16 protein-coding genes and 1 other annotated feature are annotated in these 19,380 nt (G+C 34.6%); of the genes, 13 read left to right on the top strand and 3 right to left on the bottom strand.

Going from position 1 to position 19,380, the window contains the following annotated elements; all coding sequences use genetic code 11:
* Nucleotide 1 precedes the first annotated feature (1 nt).
* The 3 genes from SO785_RS01305 (at nucleotide 2) to SO785_RS01315 (ending at nucleotide 2,985) form a co-directional block, all read left to right on the top strand.
* A complete protein-coding gene (locus SO785_RS01305; RefSeq protein ID WP_021874135.1) occupies nucleotides 2-550 on the top strand; it encodes a YceD family protein in 549 nt (182 codons plus the stop codon).
* 163 nt (nucleotides 551-713) lie between these two features.
* A complete protein-coding gene (locus tag SO785_RS01310) occupies nucleotides 714-1,430 on the top strand; it encodes a response regulator transcription factor (protein ID WP_003548305.1) in 717 nt (238 codons plus the stop codon).
* Entirely contained in the window at nucleotides 1,408-2,985 is a 1,578-nt protein-coding gene (locus SO785_RS01315) for a HAMP domain-containing sensor histidine kinase (protein WP_011254489.1), read from the top strand. Before SO785_RS01310 ends, SO785_RS01315 begins: the two co-directional genes overlap by 23 nt.
* Nucleotides 2,986-3,020: 35 nt before the next feature.
* Here the strand turns inward: SO785_RS01315 and yidC are convergent, their stop codons facing one another.
* Both yidC and SO785_RS01325 read right to left on the bottom strand, forming a co-directional pair.
* Complete coding sequence (gene yidC / locus SO785_RS01320; RefSeq protein ID WP_011254488.1) at nucleotides 3,021-3,989, bottom strand: membrane protein insertase YidC; 969 nt, start codon at nucleotides 3,987-3,989, stop codon at nucleotides 3,021-3,023.
* 41 nt (nucleotides 3,990-4,030) lie between these two features.
* Nucleotides 4,031-4,303 carry an acylphosphatase gene (locus SO785_RS01325; RefSeq protein WP_003548299.1) on the bottom strand — a complete coding sequence of 91 codons (273 nt, stop codon included), beginning with the start codon at nucleotides 4,301-4,303 and terminating at the stop codon, nucleotides 4,031-4,033.
* A gap of 125 nt (nucleotides 4,304-4,428) precedes the next feature.
* On the opposite strand from SO785_RS01325, the gene SO785_RS01330 reads away from it, so the two are divergent.
* The 10 genes from SO785_RS01330 (at nucleotide 4,429) to SO785_RS01375 (ending at nucleotide 18,377) form a co-directional block, all read left to right on the top strand.
* A complete protein-coding gene (locus SO785_RS01330; protein ID WP_003548298.1) occupies nucleotides 4,429-5,196 on the top strand; it encodes a TrmH family RNA methyltransferase in 768 nt (255 codons plus the stop codon).
* A 102-nt stretch (nucleotides 5,197-5,298) separates the two neighbouring features.
* Nucleotides 5,299-5,649: a winged helix-turn-helix transcriptional regulator gene (locus SO785_RS01335; protein WP_011254487.1), complete on the top strand. Its 351-nt coding sequence runs from the start codon at nucleotides 5,299-5,301 to the stop codon at nucleotides 5,647-5,649.
* 37 nt (nucleotides 5,650-5,686) lie between these two features.
* Nucleotides 5,687-5,893 (top strand) — a binding site (T-box leader).
* A gap of 38 nt (nucleotides 5,894-5,931) precedes the next feature.
* Nucleotides 5,932-6,981, top strand: coding sequence for a phenylalanine--tRNA ligase subunit alpha (gene pheS / locus SO785_RS01340; RefSeq protein ID WP_003548296.1), 1,050 nt, complete (start codon nucleotides 5,932-5,934; stop codon nucleotides 6,979-6,981).
* A gap of 3 nt (nucleotides 6,982-6,984) precedes the next feature.
* Nucleotides 6,985-9,399, top strand: coding sequence for a phenylalanine--tRNA ligase subunit beta (gene pheT / locus SO785_RS01345; RefSeq protein WP_003548294.1), 2,415 nt, complete (start codon nucleotides 6,985-6,987; stop codon nucleotides 9,397-9,399).
* 75 nt (nucleotides 9,400-9,474) lie between these two features.
* Entirely contained in the window at nucleotides 9,475-9,951 is a 477-nt protein-coding gene (gene greA / locus SO785_RS01350) for a transcription elongation factor GreA (RefSeq protein ID WP_003548292.1), read from the top strand.
* A 60-nt stretch (nucleotides 9,952-10,011) separates the two neighbouring features.
* Entirely contained in the window at nucleotides 10,012-10,926 is a 915-nt protein-coding gene (locus tag SO785_RS01355) for an L-lactate dehydrogenase (RefSeq protein WP_003548290.1), read from the top strand.
* A gap of 114 nt (nucleotides 10,927-11,040) precedes the next feature.
* On the top strand, nucleotides 11,041-12,324 hold the full coding sequence (gene pepT, locus SO785_RS01360) for a peptidase T (protein WP_003548288.1): 1,284 nt from the start codon (nucleotides 11,041-11,043) through the stop codon (nucleotides 12,322-12,324).
* A gap of 20 nt (nucleotides 12,325-12,344) precedes the next feature.
* Nucleotides 12,345-12,482 carry a low temperature requirement A protein gene (locus SO785_RS01365; protein ID WP_011254486.1) on the top strand — a complete coding sequence of 46 codons (138 nt, stop codon included), beginning with the start codon at nucleotides 12,345-12,347 and terminating at the stop codon, nucleotides 12,480-12,482.
* Nucleotides 12,483-12,704: 222 nt separating this feature from the next.
* The gene (locus SO785_RS01370) at nucleotides 12,705-13,031 is read left to right on the top strand and encodes a low temperature requirement protein A (RefSeq protein ID WP_003548282.1); all 327 of its coding nucleotides are present in this window, start codon (nucleotides 12,705-12,707) and stop codon (nucleotides 13,029-13,031) included.
* 462 nt (nucleotides 13,032-13,493) lie between these two features.
* The gene (locus tag SO785_RS01375; protein ID WP_021874133.1) at nucleotides 13,494-18,377 is read left to right on the top strand and encodes a S8 family serine peptidase; all 4,884 of its coding nucleotides are present in this window, start codon (nucleotides 13,494-13,496) and stop codon (nucleotides 18,375-18,377) included.
* A gap of 79 nt (nucleotides 18,378-18,456) precedes the next feature.
* On the opposite strand, the gene SO785_RS01380 is transcribed toward SO785_RS01375, so the two are convergent.
* Nucleotides 18,457-19,380 carry an N-acetylglucosamine kinase gene (locus SO785_RS01380; RefSeq protein ID WP_003548278.1) on the bottom strand — a complete coding sequence of 308 codons (924 nt, stop codon included), beginning with the start codon at nucleotides 19,378-19,380 and terminating at the stop codon, nucleotides 18,457-18,459.

Below are 19,380 nucleotides of genomic sequence, written 5' to 3' on the forward strand. Positions count from 1 at the left end.
TATGCTAGAAATTAGTTTTTCTAAAATTAAAAATTCTTCTGAACCTTTAACTCACATTGAACGTGATGTTGAGATGAGGCCAGAATTCTTTAAGAGAAGTAAAGATCTATTAATTGATGCAAAAAACGTCCATTTATCTGGTGACTTATTTTATGAAGAACCATTTGTAACAGGGAGCTTTCACGTAACTGCTGACTTGGTAGTTCCATCAAGCAGAAGCTTGAAACCTGCTGATTATCATGAAGATTTTACCTTTACTGAGAATTATATTGATCGTAAACCAACTAAAGTAGAATTAGAAGATAATGATACAATTGTTCAAGTTGAAAATGATATGGTTGATTTACAAACTGCGGTTGAAGATAACATTTTACTTCATATTCCAGTTACCATTTTGACTCCAGAAGAAAAAGAGAAGGATGTTTATCCTGAAGGTAATGGTTGGGAAGTTGTATCTCAAGCTACATTTGATGAAGGTAAGAAGAATCAAATTAACCCAGCATTTACTAAGTTGAAGAATTTATTTGATGATAAAAAAGAAGATAAGTAGTTTTAGCAAATAATATGATAAACAATCAAAGAAATTTAGCTTTGATTGTTTTTTCATCTTGTTTTAGGGTCATTTTTAAAGTATCCTTTAATTATAAAAACATTTTTTAATTAATTTATTATGTATTAGAAAACCAAATTGATCTACGAGGAATTGAATTAACATGGCAAAAATTCTAATTATTGAAGATGAAAAGAATTTGGCTCGATTTGTTGAGCTAGAATTACAACACGAAAATTATGAGACTGTAGTAGAAAATAATGGTCGTAAAGGGTTAGATGACGCTCTTGCCCAAGATTTTGATGCAATATTACTTGACTTGATGTTGCCAGATTTGAATGGTCTGGAAATTGCTCGTCGAGTTCGTCAAGTAAAGACTACACCAATTATTATGATGACTGCGCGTGATTCTGTAATTGATCGTGTATCTGGCTTAGACCATGGTGCAGATGATTACATTGTTAAGCCTTTTGCTATTGAAGAACTTCTTGCACGTTTACGTGCCGTCTTACGCCGAGTAAAGATTGAAAAAGATGCTTCTAAAGTTACAGTTGCAAAACAAAAGATAGTTAAGTTTAAAGATTTAACTATTGAAACTGCTAACAGAATTGTTCACCGCGGAGATGGTAAAGCAATTGACTTGACTAAACGTGAATATAACTTGTTAATGACCTTAATTGAAAACAAGAACAACGTAGTCAGTCGTGATCAATTGCTGAACAAAATTTGGGGTCCAGAATCAAATATTGAAACTAATGTTGTTGAAGTTTATGTTCGTTACTTACGTAATAAGATCGATGCTCCAGGTCAACCATCTTACATTAAGACGGTTCGTGGTACCGGTTATATGGTAAGAGATGAAGATGATGATCAAGAATAATAAAGAAGCGCAGGAAGAGACCAAGCATTCATCGCTAATCATTCGATGGGTAAGTATCGTTGCATTGACGATTACGGTCTCTTTTGTCATATTTTCAGTTGTCGTTTATCAAATTGTTAGTCAACAGTCACTTAATCAACAAGAAGAAACTTCGGCCAATGTGGCAGTAACATTGGATAGAACTTTGAGTTCGATTCCAAATGAATTAGAAATTTCTAATGTGATTCCGTCGCTTTCTCCGTCTACTAGACGTGTATTAAAAGGTGGTCCAGCTATTAGTAGTAAAGATGCTAATAATAATGCTTTTAGTGACAATTTGATTTCATCAATTTCTAATCCAGATATTAGTGTTGCTGTTTATAATAAGCATAATGAAGTTGTTTTTGCTAACGGTGATACAACGCCTAAATTTAAGCCTTTTAAAGGTGATTCAAATGTGGTGAAGATCAAACAAAATCGGCGTTTGCTATTAATAACTTATCAAAAAGTTTATTCATCAGTTAATAATAAATTAACGGGTTATATTGTCGTCTCGAATAGTATGAGATATTACAATAATTTGATGAACAACTTGCTGCGCTTAATGCTAGTACTTTCTCTGATTGCTATTGTGGCATTTATAGGTATTTCTTATATATTGGTTGTTAGTGTTGTTAAACCGATTAAGAATATGTCTAAAGTGGCTAAGGAAGTTAATGCTGATCCTAATAGTGTGGCAAGAATTAAAGAGCTTAACCGGGATGATGAATTAGAAGAATTGGCAACGTCAATTAATAAAATGCTTGATCGAATGCAAAGTTATATTGAGCAACAAAAGCAATTTGTTGGGGATGTATCTCATGAATTGAGAACTCCAGTGGCCGTAATTGAGGGGCATTTGAATATGCTAGAGCGCTGGGGTAAAGATGATCCACAAATTTTGGATGAATCAATTAAGGCGTCTCTTCAAGAAGCTGATCGAATGAAACATTTGATTCAGGAAATGCTTGATTTAACTAGAGCTGAACAAATTGATGTTCAATATCCTTATGAAGTAACAAATGTTAACGAAACAGTAAAACGAGTTGTTTCTGATTTGGCAATGGTTCATTCAGACTTTAAGATTCAACTTGATGAAGATGATTTACCACCAGATACAGAAATTCAAATTTATCATGGTCACTTGGAGCAGCTGTTAGTAATTTTAATAGATAATGGTATTAAGTATTCTACTGATATAAAACAAATTAATGTTTCAGCTGGTGTGACTAAAAAAGAAGTTAATATCATTGTTCAGGACTTCGGTGAAGGTATTTCTCAAGAAGATCAAGAGAAGATCTTTAATCGTTTCTACCGTGTTGATAAAGCAAGAACTCGTGAAAAAGGTGGTAACGGTTTAGGATTATCAATAGCTCAAAAGTTAGTTGATAGCTATGATGGTGAAATCAGTGTTGAGTCCGTTGAAGGACAAGGTAGTCAGTTTAAGCTACGCTTCCCACGGTTAACCAAGAAACAGGCAGCTAAACTTAGAAAATTAAGTGAAAATGCTAAAAAGCCAAAAAGTAATTTAGAATAAAAAAATTCCAGTTCAATTTGAACTGGAATTTTTGTTTACTTACGTCTTTGTTGCTTACCTTTATTACGATTACGTAAATCTTGGTGTAATTCTTTTTTAGCTTCGTTATTCTTACTGCCGCTTGTTGAATCAGTATCAAACAATGAAGCGACTTTTTCCTTAGTAACAACTACTTCAACAGGCTTTTCCTTTAATTCGTCTGCAACGTGTTGCTTAACCTTGGGAGTAAGAATAAAGGTAACAATCAATTGTTGGATAATCATTACAAAGTTACCTGCTGCCCAATAAAGTGCTAAGGCACCTGAGAATGATAAACTGAAGAACAATGTCATGATTGGGTTAAATAGCATCATGGATTGCATGGTCTTCTTTTGTTCTTCAGGAATACCGATTGTAGAGATGTAGCCTTGGATAACAGTGAAGACAGTAGCGATAATTGCTAAGACAACTGACTTTTGGCTAAGTGAAATACCAAAGAAAGTTGAATGAGCTAATTCTTGTGAGTAGAATACTGCTTGATAAATTCCCCACATAATTGGTAATTGGATAAGTAAAGGAAGACATCCAATACCACCGGTTAAGGAAACCTGGTTCTTTGAATACAGCTCTCTTTGCCACCCTGACAGAGTCATTTGTTGATCAGGTGTAATGCCCTTATGCTTCATTGCATTTTGGATCAGCTTCATTTGAGGCTGTAAGCGAGCCATTTTTTCTTGTTGACGAACACTCTTATTTTGTTGAACCAACATAAGAGGCATCAAAATGAGTCGAACTACAAATGTAATGATCACGATACCCCAACCAGCACCATTTTCACCACCGATCATGTGTGCTGTTTGGATCATGATATTTTGTAAAGGACGACCTAACCATTGGTAAACCCAGCCGTAAATACCACTATGTGGCGTTACATTTGGATTATTAGTTGCCCCGCAGGCACTCAACACAAGTGTAGCTACTAAAACAAGAGCTACAACTCCCATATATTTTTTGATTTTTCTCATTTAAATAAATCACCACTTAATTTCTATCTAAAAATACATACTTAATATAATACATGAAAGTCGTGCATTTTTTCTACACTTGGAACTGATTCTTGTTCAATATTTTCAATATGTGCAAAGCCAGAAGCAGAAGGTAATTTTTCGATGAAATGATCGATATCGCTAGACTCACCTTGTAAATAGATTGTGACGGTGCCATCTGGATTATTTTTTACGGTACCTGGGATATTCATTTTATTAGCTAAAGCTTGTGTGCTCCAGCGAAAACCAACACCTTGTACTATTCCTGAAACGATTAATTTTCTAGTTTCCATAGATTAAACCTCTTAAAAAAATAATTCTATCTCTAATTTTACCATGTTCAATTATTCCATTAGCATTAATTGAAATTATGGTATATTTTATTTAATTGAATGAACATAATAAAAGGAGATCAAATATGCAACAAATTAGTTCCGTTAATAACGCGACAATAAAAAAGTTAGCTAAATTAAATCAAAAAAAGTATCGTGATGATGAAGGTAGTTATCTTATTGAAGGCTTTCACTTATTTGAAGAAGCAATTAAAGCTGGCAAAAAATATCAATATATATTAGGTACTGAAGAGGCACTCGATAAGGTAAATGAAGATTATAATCTTGAATTAGATGGTAAAAATGTAATTTTAATTAATAAAGCAATTGCACGTCATTTGAGTAGTACTAAAAATTCTCAAGAGATCTTTATGGTTCTTAAAATTGATCAACCAAGAGAATTTCCATTTAATTATGGTAAATGGGTTTTACTTGATAATTTAGCTGATCCTGGCAATGTGGGTACTATTATCAGAACTGCGGATGCAGCCGGTTTTGATGGTGTCGTATTATCTTCAGAAAGCGCAGACTTATATAATCCAAAGACGCAACGTGCCATGCAAGGAAGTCAATTTCACATTGAATTAATTAAGCGAGATTTGGCAGATGCAATTACAGATTTTCAAGATGCTGCTATTCCAGTATATGCAAGTATGCTTGATAAGAGTGCTAAGCAACTGCAAGATTTTGAAAAAGTACCACAATTAGCCTTAATTATTGGTAATGAAGCACATGGAGTAAGTAGTACAATTGCTAGTTTAAGTGATGAAAAGTTATATATTCCGATTAAGGGTAAGGCTGAGTCCTTAAATGCTGCAGTAGCTGCAGGAATTATGATTTACCATTTTGCTTAACGCTTGTAATTAGTAAGTGAATTTTCTATAATAACTTATAGTAATACAATAAAAATGTATATAGATTTTTATTTGCAATCTATAAGATTATGGGGGATTTTTATGCAAGAAGTTAAGGAAAAAAAGGAGACTATTCCTTGTAAACCAGAAAATTATGAATTATGTTGTCATTTTATCAATGCTTTTCAAATAATTGGTAAAAAATGGAATGGATTAATTATTAGTTCATTGTGTGACACAGAAGATATGCGTTTTAAAGATTTAGCTCGTTGTATCGAAGCTTGCTCTGATCGTGTTTTAGTTGAAAGACTAAAAGAATTAGAAAGAGAAGAAATCGTTAAGAGAAGCGTAGATAAAAATACTGGTATCATTTCTTATGGCCTCACTGAAAAAGGGGCAGATCTTAAGCCAGTATTTGATCAAGTTCATAATTGGGCTGATAAATGGGCTTAGGGCTTGCAAGAATTCCAAAAAAGAAATATCATATTAATTAATTACTAAGATCAAGACTAGTAACGGTTAATTTCTAGACAGAGAATCTTCTTTAAAAAGCTGAAAGAGAAGATAGAATGATAATCGTGAATTTCATCTTGGGAGTAGAATCTAATCAATTCCGGTATTTCACCGTTATCGAAAACTTGAGTGTGGGCATATTTATGTTCAAACTAGGGTGGTACCGCGACGCTTCGTCCCTATTTAGGGACGGGGCTTTTTTGTTTTGAAAGGAAAGATTTAATGGACTTATTTGATAAGTTAAAAGAGCTTCATGAAGAAGGACTTAAGCAAATCAGTAAAGCTACTGATGAAAAGACTTTGAATGAAGTAAGAGTCGAACTTGTTGGTCGTAAGGGTGAATTAACTAAGATTTTGCACTCAATGCGTGATGTTGCACCAGAAAATAGACGTGAAGTGGGTCAAAAAGTTAATGAATTGCGTGATTTGTTTAATGCCCAATTAGACGAAGCAAAGGAAAACATTGTTAAAGCAGTTTTAGCTAAACGACTTGAAGAAGAAAAAATTGATGTTACTTTGCCAGGTCGTGAAGGGCATTTGGGCTCCAAGCACCCAATTAATATCATCTTGGATGATCTTGAAAGTTATTTCATTGGTATGGGTTACAAAGTTGTACAAGGTCCAGAAATTGAAACAGATCACTATGTCTTTGAAATGATGAACTTACCAAAGGATCACCCAGCTCGTGATATGCAAGCTACTTTCTACATTAATGATGAAAACTTGCTTAGATCTCAAACTTCAGGTGACCAAGCTCGTGTGCTTGAAAAGCATGACTTCTCAAAGGGTCCTCTTAAGATGGTTGGTCCTGGTAAGGTATACCGTCGTGATGACGATGATGCGACTCACTCTCACCAATTTATGCAAATGGAAGGGTTAGTTATTGACAAGCACGTTACTATGAGCGATTTAAAGGGTACTTTGGAAATGATCGCTAAGCACGTATTTGGGCAAGATAGAGCAACCCGTTTACGTCCAAGTTATTTCCCCTTCACTGAACCATCTGTAGAAATGGATGTATCTTGTTTTAATTGTGATGGTAAAGGTTGTCCAATTTGTAAATACACTGGTTGGATTGAAGTATTAGGTGCTGGTATGGTTCACCCTAATGTTTTAGAAAATGCTGGTGTTGATTCAAACGTTTACGGTGGTTTTGCCTTCGGTGTAGGACTTGATCGTTTCGCAATTTTGAAATACGGCATTGATGATATTCGTGACTTCTACACAAACGATGTTCGTTTCTTAGAACAATTCCGCAAGGAGGAAAAGTAATAGATGTTAGTTTCATATAATTGGTTACAAGATTTTCTTAATTTAGATCAAGAACCTCATGCTTTAGCTGAAAAGATTACTCGTACTGGTGTTGAAATTGCCGATGTTAAGCATCCAGAAGAGGGCCTTAAGAAGTTAGTTGTAGGTAAAGTTATTGACTGTGAAGGAGTTGAAGGTACTCACCTTCACTTAACTCATGTTGATGTTGGTGAAGATGAACCATTACAAATCGTTTGTGGTGCACCTAATGTTGCTGCAGGTGAATTAGTAATTGTTGCTCTTCATGGCGCAAGAATTGCCGGTAATGAAAAGATTAAGAAGGGTAAGATTCGTGGTATCGAAAGTTATGGTATGATCTGTGGCTTACAAGAAATCGGTTTTAGTGATAGTGTTGTACCTGAAGAATTTGCTGATGGAATTTATGTTTTCCCAGAAGATGCTGACGTTAAACCTGGTCAAGATGTTTATGAAGCGTTAGGTATGGACGACTATATTTTAGACTTTGATATTACACCAAACCGTGCAGATACTTTAGGTATGGAAGGTGCAGCTTACGAAGTTGGTGCTATTGTAGATCAAAAGCCCAAGATTGGAGATGTAGTCTTAAAAGAAGATGGTCCAGACTGGACTAGTTCTCTTGAAGCAAATGTTGATGAAAAGTTAGCTCCGAAATTCTACTTGCGTAAATTGACTGGTGTTAAGATTCAACCATCACCACTTTGGATGCAAAGACGTCTTTGGAATGCAGGCATTCGTCCAATTAACAATGTTGTTGACGTGACTAATTATGTAATGCTTTTAACTGGTCAACCAATGCATGCATATGATGCAAAAACTTTTGAAACGGGTAAGCTCGAAGTTAGATTGGCTAACAAGGGTGAAAAGTTGACTTTACTTAATGAAAAAGAAGTTGAACTTGATCCTCGTGACATCATTATTACCGATGGTGAAAAACCTGTAATGATGGCAGGTGTTATGGGTGGCTTAAATTCAGAAATTACTTCGGAAACTACTGATGTAATTCTTGAATCAGCAATTTTTGATCCAACTTTGGTTAGAAAGTCTGCTCTTCGTCATGCTAACCGTACTGAAGCTTCAAGTCGCTATGAAAAGGGTGTTAATTGGGATGCCACCGAAAAGGCTATTAACATGGCTGCACTTTTACTCAGAAATGATGCACAAGCTACTATTGACGAAGGAATTATTAAAGCAACTGATACTAAGCGTGAACCAGTTGTAGTTAAAACTACCGTTTCACACATTAATGATGTTTTAGGATCAGAAATTAGTGCTGAAGAAATGATCAAAATTTTTGATCGTTTAGGCTTTGTAGTTGACCAAGATGGTGACAATATTGCTGTTCATGTTCCAAACAGAAGATGGGATATTTCAATTCCTGCTGACTTGGTTGAAGAAGTTGGTCGTATTTACGGCTATGATAATTTGAAGTCAACCCAACCACTTTTGGCTGAAACTCATGGCGGTTACTCAGAAAAAGAAGAAATGATGCGCCGTATGAAGGCAATTGTGGAAGGTCAGGGCTTAATGGAAGCTATTTCTTACTCATTGACTTCACCTGAAAAAGCTGTTCGATACACAAAGGATCCTAAGGACATTGTTAAGGTACAAATGCCTTTGAATTCAAGTCGTTCAGTAATGCGTCAAAACTTGATGACTGGTTTGGTTGATGCAGCTAGCTATAACTTTGCTAGAAAGCAAACTCAATTAGCATTGTTTGAGCAAGGTCGTGTTTATGATCACGAAGGTGGTACATTTAATGAACATGAACATCTTGCTGCATTATATTCAGGTAATACTTTTGCTGAAAATTGGCAACATTTGACTCAAAAGGTTGATTTCTACTTTGTTAAAGGTCAATTAACTAATTTATTTACTGCAATTGGTATTGATCCTGAAAAGGTAACTTATGAAGCCGCTCCAATATTAGGCATGCACCCAACTAGAACTGCTGCTATCTATATTGATAAGCAATATGTAGGTATGATTGGTATGATTGCTCACGCTGTAACTTTAGCTGATAAGGCACTTCGTGGTGCAGAACTTTACGGTTATGAAATCAATCTTGATACAATTATTCCAATGCTTACTAAGGGAATGACTGCTGTTCCAGCTCCTAAGTTCCCAGCAATTGAGCGTGATCTTTCACTTTTAGTAGATAAAGAAATCACTAACCAAGAAGTTGAAAATGTAATTAAATCTAACGCAGGTAAATATTTAGTTGATCTTAAAGTAATTGATGTTTACGAAGGTAGCCATATTGCTATTGGAAAGAAGAGTTTCGCATATAACTTGACTTTCTTAAATAGAAAAGATACTTTAACTGATAAAGTTGTTAATAATGCAATGGACAAGATCATTGCTGGCTTAGAAAATGATCTTGATATTAAAGTACGTTAAAGGTTGACTTTACTGGTGTAAACCAATATTATTGATCAGTGCAAAGAAAATTTAATTTCTGAGGAGTTAAAAATTATGCCTGAAAAATCTTATCCAATGACTGCTGAAGGTAAAGAAAAACTTGAAGCAGAATTAAAGAATTTAAAATTAGTTAAACGTCCAGAAGTAATTGAACGTATTAAGGTTGCGCGCTCATTCGGTGACTTATCAGAAAACTCTGAATATGATGCAGCTAAAGATGAACAAAGTCATTTGGAAGACAGAATTGCTCAAGTAGAAGAAATGCTTAAGTATGCTCAAGTTGTTGACGCTGAAAGCGTTGATCCAAATGAAGTTTCAGTTGGTAAGACCATTACTTATACTGAAGTTGGCACAGATGATCCAGAAACTTACACTATTGTAGGTAGTGATGAATCAGACCCATTGAATGGCAAGATTTCAAATGATTCACCAATTGCTCAAGCTTTGCTTGGTAAGAAGAAGGGTGAAACTGTATCAATTACCACTCCTGGTGGCCAATTTGACGTTGTAATTAACAAGGTTGAAGCTTAATAAATAAAAAAGAGGAGTGGGTGATACTCCTCTTTTGTGTTATTAGAAAGGATTTTTAAAATGAGAAAAGTAGGTATAATCGGAATGGGTCATGTAGGTGCTACTGTAGCATATACTTTGTTTACTCATGGAATTGCTGACGAATTAGTTTTAATTGATAAAAATGAAGATAAAGTTGCTGCTGAATATAATGACTTACGTGATTCTTTATCAAGAAATAATTACTACGTTCGTGTAACTATGCAAGATTGGCATGAATTAAAAGATGCGGATATTATTGTAACTGCTTTTGGTGATATTGCGGCTAGTGTCAAGACTGGCGATCGTTTTGGTGAATTTGAACTTAACGCTAAGAATGCAAAAGAAGTCGGTGAAAAGATTAAGAACACTGGTTTTAAGGGTGTACTTCTTAATATCTCTAATCCATGTGATGCTGTTGCACAAATCTTGCAAGAAACTACTGGATTAAGTAAGAACCAAGTTTTAGGTACTGGTACTTTCTTGGATACTGCAAGAATGCAAAGAATTATTGGTGAAAAGCTAGGTCAAGATCCAAAAAATGTTGAAGGTTGGGTTTTGGGTGAACATGGTTCATCACAATTTATCGCTTGGTCCACTGTTCGTGTTAACAACAAGATTGCTATTCAATTATTTAGCGAAAATGAACAAAGAAAGTTAAATAAGGTACCAAACAAGAATTCATTTGTGGTTGCAAATGGAAAAGGCTACACTAGTTACGCAATTGCTACATGTGCTGTAAGGCTTATTCAAGCAATCTTTTCTGATGCTCATTTATATGCTCCTGTATCAGTATACAATCCAGAATACAAGACTTATATTGGCTATCCTGCAATTATTGGTCGTGATGGAATTGAACAAGTGATTGAATTGAAACTTACTTCAAATGAACGTGAAAAGCTTCAAGCAGCAGCTGATAAGATCAAGGAACACTTGGAACAACTGAAGAACAAGTAAAACTTGATGCTTAAGAATTAAAGGCGATCTGAGGATTGCCTTTTTTTATTTTCATTTTTTCTTTACTAAGAGTAGAATGAAAATAAAATTAAGTTTGAAGGCAGGTGCCGTTATATGGCTTTTTATGATTTGAAATATTTAGAAGACACTTTTATTCATTATGTTAAGCAAAATACTAGATCTTATGAAGAAAATCATGATCAGGTTCCCTCATCACCTAATCAAGTTAAGATGGGAAAAGAACTTGCGAAAGCTCTAAAAGAAATAGGTCTTGTTGCATATTATAATGAAAAAAATGGTTTTGCCATTGGGTATTTAAAGAAAAATGTTGAAGACGATGTAACACCGATTGGCTTTTTCTCACATATTGATACGGCTGATTTCAATGCCGAAAATATTAAGCCTCAAATTCATCGCAATTATGATGGTAAGAGGATTGCTTTAGATAAAGAGAATAATATTTATCTTGATCCCAAAGAATTCCCTGCCTTGGCTAGTTGTAAAGGCGAAACTTTGATTACTTCTGATGGTCACACTTTGCTTGGAACAGATGATAAAGCAGGGATTGTTGGGATTTTAGGGATGCTTAAGTATTTGAGCGAACATCCTGAGATTGAGCATGGTGATATTTATATTGGCTTTGGTCCAGATGAAGAAATTGGATATGGTGGTCAAAGATTTGATCCCCAAGATTTTCCTGGTGTCGAATTAGCCTATACTTTAGAAAATGGACGACCAGGTGACTTTGAATATGAGACTTTTAATGCAACTGAAGCACAAATTCACATTCGCGGTACGGTCGTTCATCCAGGTGAGGCGTATGGCTTAATGGTGAATGCGACCAGCCTAATGAACGAATTTTTGAATCAATTGCCAAAAGATGAAGTTCCGGAAAAATCTAAAAATCATGATGGCTTTATTTTGGTATTAAATGCCGCAGGTTCAGTAGATCATGCAGATATTAGTTTAATTATTAGGGATTTTGACTGGGATAAATTTACCGCTAAAGAGCAACTAATTGAGGAAATTGTTGCAAAACTTAATCAGAAATATGGCGAACGTTTTTCATTAAAGATGCGTCGGCAATATGAAAATATCTATAATGTGATTAAAGACAAGCCTTATGTGGTTAATCTAGCTCTTGATGCGTATAAAAAGTTGGGGATTAAGCCTCACATTCAAACATTTAGAGGTGGAACAGATGGTAACTTTATCACGCAAAAAGGTATCCCAACTCCTAATTTATTCAATGGTGGTGGGAATTATCATGGTCGCTATGAATATGCAACTGTTGAGCAAATAGATAAGTTAGCGGAAGTATTAACTGAAATTGTCAAAGAACATTTATATCAAACGCGTCATGGACGTAATAATTCACCATTGATCAAATATTGGTAAAACTAGCAGAAGGAAGAAAAATGAAAAAGATGATTACTAAACCGGTAGGGATGTTTGAACTTTTTTACGATTTGGTTTTTGTTTATACGATTTCTAAAATTACAGCAATGATTCATCATCCTGTAAATGGAATTATTCCGGTAGTTACTTTATTATAATTTTTGTTGGTAGTTATTGTAGTAATGCAAGTATGGCTGTATCAGAGTTTATACTTCAATCGCTATAGTCAAAATCGTTTTTTTGATATAGTTGGCTTGCTATTTAATATGTTTGTGGCAGTTTATCTAGCAAACAATATTAATACCGACTGGAGTATAACGTTTCGATATTTTAATTTAGCCATGGTAGCAATGCTTATTGATTTGATCATGTAATATTGGTTGGGTACGTCAAAAGATGAGAAAAATGATAAGCAAGTATTTGTTCTAATACTAACAATTGAGTTGGTATTAGCTCTAATTGGGTTAATTATTGGTTATCCAAATGGTATATACGGCGTAATTGCTGGATATATTTTTGGTTTCTTATTGCCAATATTTTTATATAAAAAATTTAATGCTAAAAAAGTTAATTTTCCACATTTAGTTGAACGAGTTAGCTTGATTATAATTATTGCATTTGGGGAAGCTATCGTTAATTTAGCTAACTATTTTAATAATAAGACACCTTTATTTATGCTATATTATTGTTTGCTTCATTTTGTATGATGTTTACAAGTTATGTGATTTTTTCTGATAAAATTATCAATCATCATCAAGTCACTAAGGGCTTTATTTATAAATGGAGTTTATAGCAAAAATTTGTGTCAATTTAGTAATAGAAACATTGCTTTATTGATTTTGATATTCATTGTAGGAACTATATTGGTTTTATTGTTTTGTAATAGTCGTGTTGCAATGATGATAATCCTACTTGTGTGGAATACAGCGTATACTTTGTTCATCGTAGCAAAAAGTCGAGTTTAATTTTTACAATTTTTTCTGAAAAATATTCGTATTAATGTTTGAAAGTACTTTGTAACCTTTAAGGTTATGAAGTATTTTTTATATATTAATAATTATAAAATAAGAGGAAAATTATTAAAAAATATAGACAATTTAATCTGGTAGTATTAATATTAACATAAATTTCATAAAAACTATCAAAAAAGGAAAATAGGAGTTAATAATATGAGAAATAAAAAAGTGGGGAGTGTAACTACAGACTACAGTTACCTTAATCAATCTAGGAACCATTTAAATTTAGTAACTGGTAAAGAAAATGATAGTAAATTAAAAATTTGGCGAAAAAATTTTGCTACAGCTGCTATTATTGCATTAGCATCTGGCACTACAATGTTGTTTTCAGCTCATTCTGTAAAGGCAGATGAAGTTGATGATATTACTGTTCAAAATGATAAACAAGTAAATACTACGATTGTACAAAATAATAAAGATCAACAATCATCTGATACACAACAAAATGTAAATGAGAATAGGGCAAGCAGCCAGCAAGCTATAAGAAGACCAGGGACTGGTAACAAGTTAACAGATCAATGGCCTGATAATTATCAATCAGATCAACAAAATAATAGTTCTCAAGCTGAAACTACAAAAATTTCTACCACTGGTTATTCTAATCAAACTGAACAGCAATCAAATAATACTGTACCGTCTACAGTAGCCAGTTCGACAGTATATAAAGAATCAAGCGATGATCAAGCTGGACAAAAAGATACTAATGGTGTTGAGCTTCCAGCTAATAACCAAGACCATATTAAGGGAAATGTTCAGGATGCTTGGGATCAAGGCTATAAGGGACAACATACTGTAGTTGCAGTTATTGATTCAGGTGTTGATACAAGTCATAAAGACTTTCAAACGATGCCTGAAAATCCTAAGCTTTCTCAAGCTGAAATAGAAGCGTTGATCGCAAAATTAGGTTACGGTACTTATATAAATTCTAAGTTTCCTTTTGTGTACAATGCAGTAGATCATGAAAACCAAAGTATGAAAGGGCCTGATGGTGAGCCTCACGGTCAACATGTTTCAGGAATTATAGCTGCTGATGGTCAACCAAATGGTGATCAAGAATATGTGGTTGGAGTTGCTCCAGAAGCACAATTAATGCATTTTAAAGTCTTTGGCGACAATGCTACTTCATTAGACTTAGCACAGGAAATCTATGATGCAACTAATTTAGGAGCAGACGTAATTCAAATGTCTTTAGGTGGAGGGGTTGCAGCTGCTGATCTCAATGTTGCAGATCAAAGAGCGGTTCAATATGCTATTGATCATGGTGTAATTGTTTCTATCTCAGCTTCTAATAACGGTAATGCTGCTTCAATTCAAAATCCAAGCAATGTTACTGACTTAGATAATTATGAAGCTGGTACACATGTGGGTAACTATGAACCTTTCAGCTCTAGTACTGTTGCGGATCCCGGTGCTGCTCGTGGTGCCATTACTGGAGCAGCAGAAACATCAGGCTTGGGTGATAAAAGTGATATGGCAACATTCACATCTTGGGGACCATTACCAGATTTTACTTTGAAACCTGATGTCTCTGCGCCTGGTAGCAATGTGATTTCTTTGGCTAATGACAACGGTTATACTACTATGAGTGGTACTTCAATGGCAGGTCCGTTTATTGCCGGTGCTGCTGCATTAGTTAGACAAAGATTGCAACAAACTAATCCTGAATTAAAAGGTGCAGATTTGGTAGCAGCTGTAAAAGCACTATTAATGAATACTGCTGATCCGCAAATTCAACAAGGCTTCACAACTATTGTTTCTCCAAGAAGACAAGGTGCTGGTCAGATTAATGTTGGTGCAGCAACTAAAGCACCTGTTTATATTTTAGCTAATGATGGTACAGGCTCTGTTAGTTTACGTAACATTAAAGAAACGACTAATTTTGAACTAACTTTCCACAATTTAACTGATAATACAGAAACTTATACTTTTGATGATTTAGGTGGTGGTTTTACCGAGGTTAGAGATACTGATACTGGATTATTCCATGATGTTCAATTAGCGGGCGCACGAGTTACTGGTCCCAATACTATTACGGTAAATCCTAAAGAGACTAAAAAAATAGTATTTACTTTAAATTTAACTGGCTTAAAGCAGAATCAATTGGTTGAAGGATATTTGAATTTTACTAATTCTAAGGATAAGTTGTCTCTGTCAGTACCTTATTTAGGCTACTATGGTGACATGACATCTGAGGATGTCTTTGACAAGAAAGCTAACGAAGATAAGCCAGATATTAAAGGTAATCGCTTAACAAATGAAGACAATTACCCACGTGGGATTGCTGATGAAGAATCACTTAAAGAATTAGTTAATATTGAAGGTAACTATAATTGGCAAGAAGTTGCTAAGCTGTATGAAAGCGGTAAGGTTGCATTTTCTCCTAATGGTGACAATAAGAGCGACTTAATTATGCCATATGTATATTTAAAGCAGAATCTTCAAGATTTAAAGGTAGAAATTCTAGATGCTAAAGGAAATGTTGTTCGTGTATTAGCAGATGCACATGGTGTTCAAAAATCTTATAACGAAGATGGTACTGGTACCGTTGATGCCTTAATTAGTGTTGATTCTGGTAAATTTAATTGGGATGGTAAAGTTTATAATTACAAAACGGGTAAAATGGAAGTTGCACCAGATGGTCAATATACTTATCGCTTTGTTGCTACGCTTTACAATGATGGACCACATAAGGTTCAAACCAATGATACGTCAGTAATTATTGATACTACTGCTCCAATTTTAAAAGATGTAGAATATGATGTTACTACTAAAACTATTACTGGAACATATTCTGATGCAGGTGCAGGATTTACTGATTATTCATATGCTACTGTAACTATAAATGATCGAGTTTTTGGTTTTAAATTAAACGATAATGATAATTCAACATTTGATAATACTGACAAGACTATAGGACATTTTAGTTTTGCTTTAACTCCTTTAGAACAACAGGCTCTAACTGCTGCTCATAATAAAGTGAGTGTTTGTTTAAGCGATGTGGCAGATAATACTGCTGTTAAAACACTTGATGTAGCAAGTGTGGGTGATGGTAACAAGATTGCTATTTGGAATGCTGTTAATGGTGTACCATTTAATTCCAATTCTCAAGATTATAGTGATAAGAATAATAGTTACTTATTACGTGGTAGTGCTACTGAAAACTTCTACGTTAATGGTAAGTTAGTGCAAGTTGCTCCAAATGGTGAATTTGTTTTACCGGTTTCTTTAGATGAACAAAATTTAGTATTTACTTCTGATGAAAATGGCCAAAATGTGCTAAGACAATTTACCACCTATACTCCTAAAGCTGATTTTGCTTGGCAGCATATTGATGGTAGTGAAAGATCATTTGGTGTTTCAGTTTATTCAATTGATGCAGCTGATCCAAATGATGCAATAGTTCAAGCAGCAGTGCCAAAAGGAAATAATGTTAAGGCTTTTGCAAAAGATTACTTTACTGGTGAAACATATGTTGGTGAAGTAAAAGATGGTGTAGCAACATTCCATATTCATACTTCAATTAATCCGGATCCTCAAACGGGTATTAATCGTCGAGCCCTTTTACAAGGTTGGGTTGAAATTGATGGACCAACTTATAATGCTAAGCAAGTAACAGATCCGACTGCCATTAGTGATAGAAATTATATTGGTGTTTATTACAAACCAGATGCTTCATCTCATGTTTATAGTAATCGTGATGAGCTAGGCGTAGATGATTTTACTGATGAACAAGCAGATGTGTCGGATTTTGGACCAAGTAAATTCCTGTATCCAGGCCACAATGCCCCAAGTGATGGTAATGCAAATATTTCATTTGATTATGTAAATGATAATAATATAAGTACGTTTGGACAAGAAGCAGTTAAAGCAGGTTATTATGATCCTATTGCTAAAGTATTCACTATTACAGGTCATGTAGATAAAGATGTAGTTAGTTTGGTTGCTTTACAAGATAATCCAAATGAAGATGCACCTGAAAATCGGGTTGCAATTGATAAAGATGGTAATTTTATAATTAAATTCCACATGGATGATCCGTCTACAAGACAACTTACTTATATTTATAAGGTAAAGGATTCATCAACAGATAAGATTGATACGGTTAAAGGTTCGATTACTCTTGTTCTTGATACAGTTTTGCCAACTTTGCATGTTGATCAATTAAATGGTGCTGACAACTTAACAATTACAACTAATAATCCAACATTTAAAATTTCTGGTAATGCTAACGATGACTTGGATGACTATAGTGTATACATTAATGGTGATAATGTATTTACTCAATTTAATGGTTCAAGCTTCAATTATATTCCAGGAATGTATGGTGACCCAAATCAAAAAACACCTAACTTATATGGAGGCTATGACTTTGAGCAAGAAGTAAATCTTGATGATGAGAATGGAAAGCCAACTACACATATCTTTAATATTGAATTAATTGATCAAGTGGGTAATAAAGTATTCAAAACTTTAACGGTCAACTACGATCCAAATGCCACTAACTCTGAAGACCCAAGTAACGGTACAGGTGACAGTGGAATTGAAGTTGTTCCAACTGTACCAAGAAAAGTTCAACCTCTTTCGGATGATAATTCAACTAACATTAATGATAAGCAAACTTTATCTACTGAATTAACGATTACTTTGCCAAGAAATATCTTTGCATTTGATTATCAAGGTAAAGTAGCCAGAAAACATGGTAAAGATATTATTTTGAAGAAGGGCGTTGTTTTATACAATCCTAAAGAAGTAAATATTAGAAAACATAAATATTATAAAGTAAGTAAGAATGTCTACATTAAGGTGACATCAACGAGAGTAAATAAAAAACTTAAGCGACTTATTTTGATCAAGAATTCTTATGTTTATAATTTAAACGGAAAAGCAAATAAAGTTCATAATAAACGTGTTCTACTTAAGCGGGGATTAGCCGTTGATGTCTTACATGGTGGTAAGATTACTAAAGTAGGCAAATATGATTGTTATCAAATTGGTATCAATCAATACATTAAAGTAGCTAATACAGCTTTGAAATAATATAGAAGTAAAAAAGCAATACAAGTTTAACCAAACTTGTATTGCTTTTTCGTTGAAAAAATATTTGTAATTAAAAGAATTAATAATTTGTATGGTTAGTGAAGTAACGATAATCCTTGCTCTTGTCAAAGATTACTGCACGTGCATTTTCACCGTTTGAGATTGAGAAGATAACGTCAGGATATTCTTCTTTAACTTCGTCTTCTACAAGACCTCTAAGCATTTCGTTGTTAGCTAAAACAGAACCAGTTAAAGCAATCTTCATTGGCTTTGGATCTTCGTAACGGTTCAAACCAATAATAATGTCACGAGCTAGTAAGTGAGCTTGTTCCTTGATAACTGCAACTGCGTGCTTATCTCCAGCATCAGCAAGTTTAGCAACGTGAACAGCCATACCAGCAACTTCTGGGTTAGACATCTTGTAGAACTTAGCATTACATTCATCCATGTGTTCAACATTGAATAAGTTGGTGAACATATCGATAAGACCATTTTCTTCACGCTTGTCCCAGCTAAGAAGAGCAGATTGCATAGCTGCACGAGAAATGGCGTAACCTGAACCTTCGTCGCCCAAAATGTTACCGTAACCACCAACAGCGATTAAGTGACCATTTTGCAAACCATTGTAAACAGAACCAGTACCAGCGATAACTAAGGCACCATCGTCACCTTCAAGACCAGCGTAAAGTGCAAGAAGTGAGTCAGTAATTGCACGAGTTGGCAAGTTGTTGATTCGTGATGAAATGGTTGCTGCAACTTCTGGAGCGTTACCTACGACTGAAAGACCTGCAATACCAACAAGTACGCGCATGCAGTCGCCATCAATCTTGTCTAACAATTCATTAATTGTATTAGAGATGTTAGTAATTCCGCCTTCGTAGTCAGCGTTAATTTGACCTGGACCGCCTTCGGCACGACCAAGTTCTTTGCCATTTTCGTCATATGCGATTGCAGTTGAGTGAGTACCACCTGCATCGACACCAATTTGGTATTTAAGAGCCAT

It is taken from the genome of Lactobacillus acidophilus (assembly GCF_034298135.1).
In the GTDB taxonomy this organism is placed as follows: domain Bacteria; phylum Bacillota; class Bacilli; order Lactobacillales; family Lactobacillaceae; genus Lactobacillus; species Lactobacillus acidophilus.

Excerpts from the sequence above, each read along its gene's own strand:
- SO785_RS01305 (WP_021874135.1), top strand. The coding sequence starts at position 2 with ATGCTAGAAATTAGTTTTTCTAAAATTAAAAATTCTTCTGAACCTTTA.
- SO785_RS01310 (WP_003548305.1), top strand. The coding sequence starts at position 714 with ATGGCAAAAATTCTAATTATTGAAGATGAAAAGAATTTGGCTCGATTT.
- SO785_RS01315 (WP_011254489.1), top strand. The coding sequence starts at position 1,408 with ATGAAGATGATGATCAAGAATAATAAAGAAGCGCAGGAAGAGACCAAG.
- yidC (WP_011254488.1), bottom strand. The coding sequence starts at position 3,989 with ATGAGAAAAATCAAAAAATATATGGGAGTTGTAGCTCTTGTTTTAGTA.
- SO785_RS01325 (WP_003548299.1), bottom strand. The coding sequence starts at position 4,303 with ATGGAAACTAGAAAATTAATCGTTTCAGGAATAGTACAAGGTGTTGGT.
- SO785_RS01330 (WP_003548298.1), top strand. The coding sequence starts at position 4,429 with ATGCAACAAATTAGTTCCGTTAATAACGCGACAATAAAAAAGTTAGCT.
- SO785_RS01335 (WP_011254487.1), top strand. The coding sequence starts at position 5,299 with ATGCAAGAAGTTAAGGAAAAAAAGGAGACTATTCCTTGTAAACCAGAA.
- pheS (WP_003548296.1), top strand. The coding sequence starts at position 5,932 with ATGGACTTATTTGATAAGTTAAAAGAGCTTCATGAAGAAGGACTTAAG.
- pheT (WP_003548294.1), top strand. The coding sequence starts at position 6,985 with ATGTTAGTTTCATATAATTGGTTACAAGATTTTCTTAATTTAGATCAA.
- greA (WP_003548292.1), top strand. The coding sequence starts at position 9,475 with ATGCCTGAAAAATCTTATCCAATGACTGCTGAAGGTAAAGAAAAACTT.
- SO785_RS01355 (WP_003548290.1), top strand. The coding sequence starts at position 10,012 with ATGAGAAAAGTAGGTATAATCGGAATGGGTCATGTAGGTGCTACTGTA.
- pepT (WP_003548288.1), top strand. The coding sequence starts at position 11,041 with ATGGCTTTTTATGATTTGAAATATTTAGAAGACACTTTTATTCATTAT.
- SO785_RS01365 (WP_011254486.1), top strand. The coding sequence starts at position 12,345 with ATGAAAAAGATGATTACTAAACCGGTAGGGATGTTTGAACTTTTTTAC.
- SO785_RS01375 (WP_021874133.1), top strand. The coding sequence starts at position 13,494 with ATGAGAAATAAAAAAGTGGGGAGTGTAACTACAGACTACAGTTACCTT.
- SO785_RS01380 (WP_003548278.1), bottom strand. The coding sequence starts at position 19,380 with ATGGCTCTTAAATACCAAATTGGTGTCGATGCAGGTGGTACTCACTCA.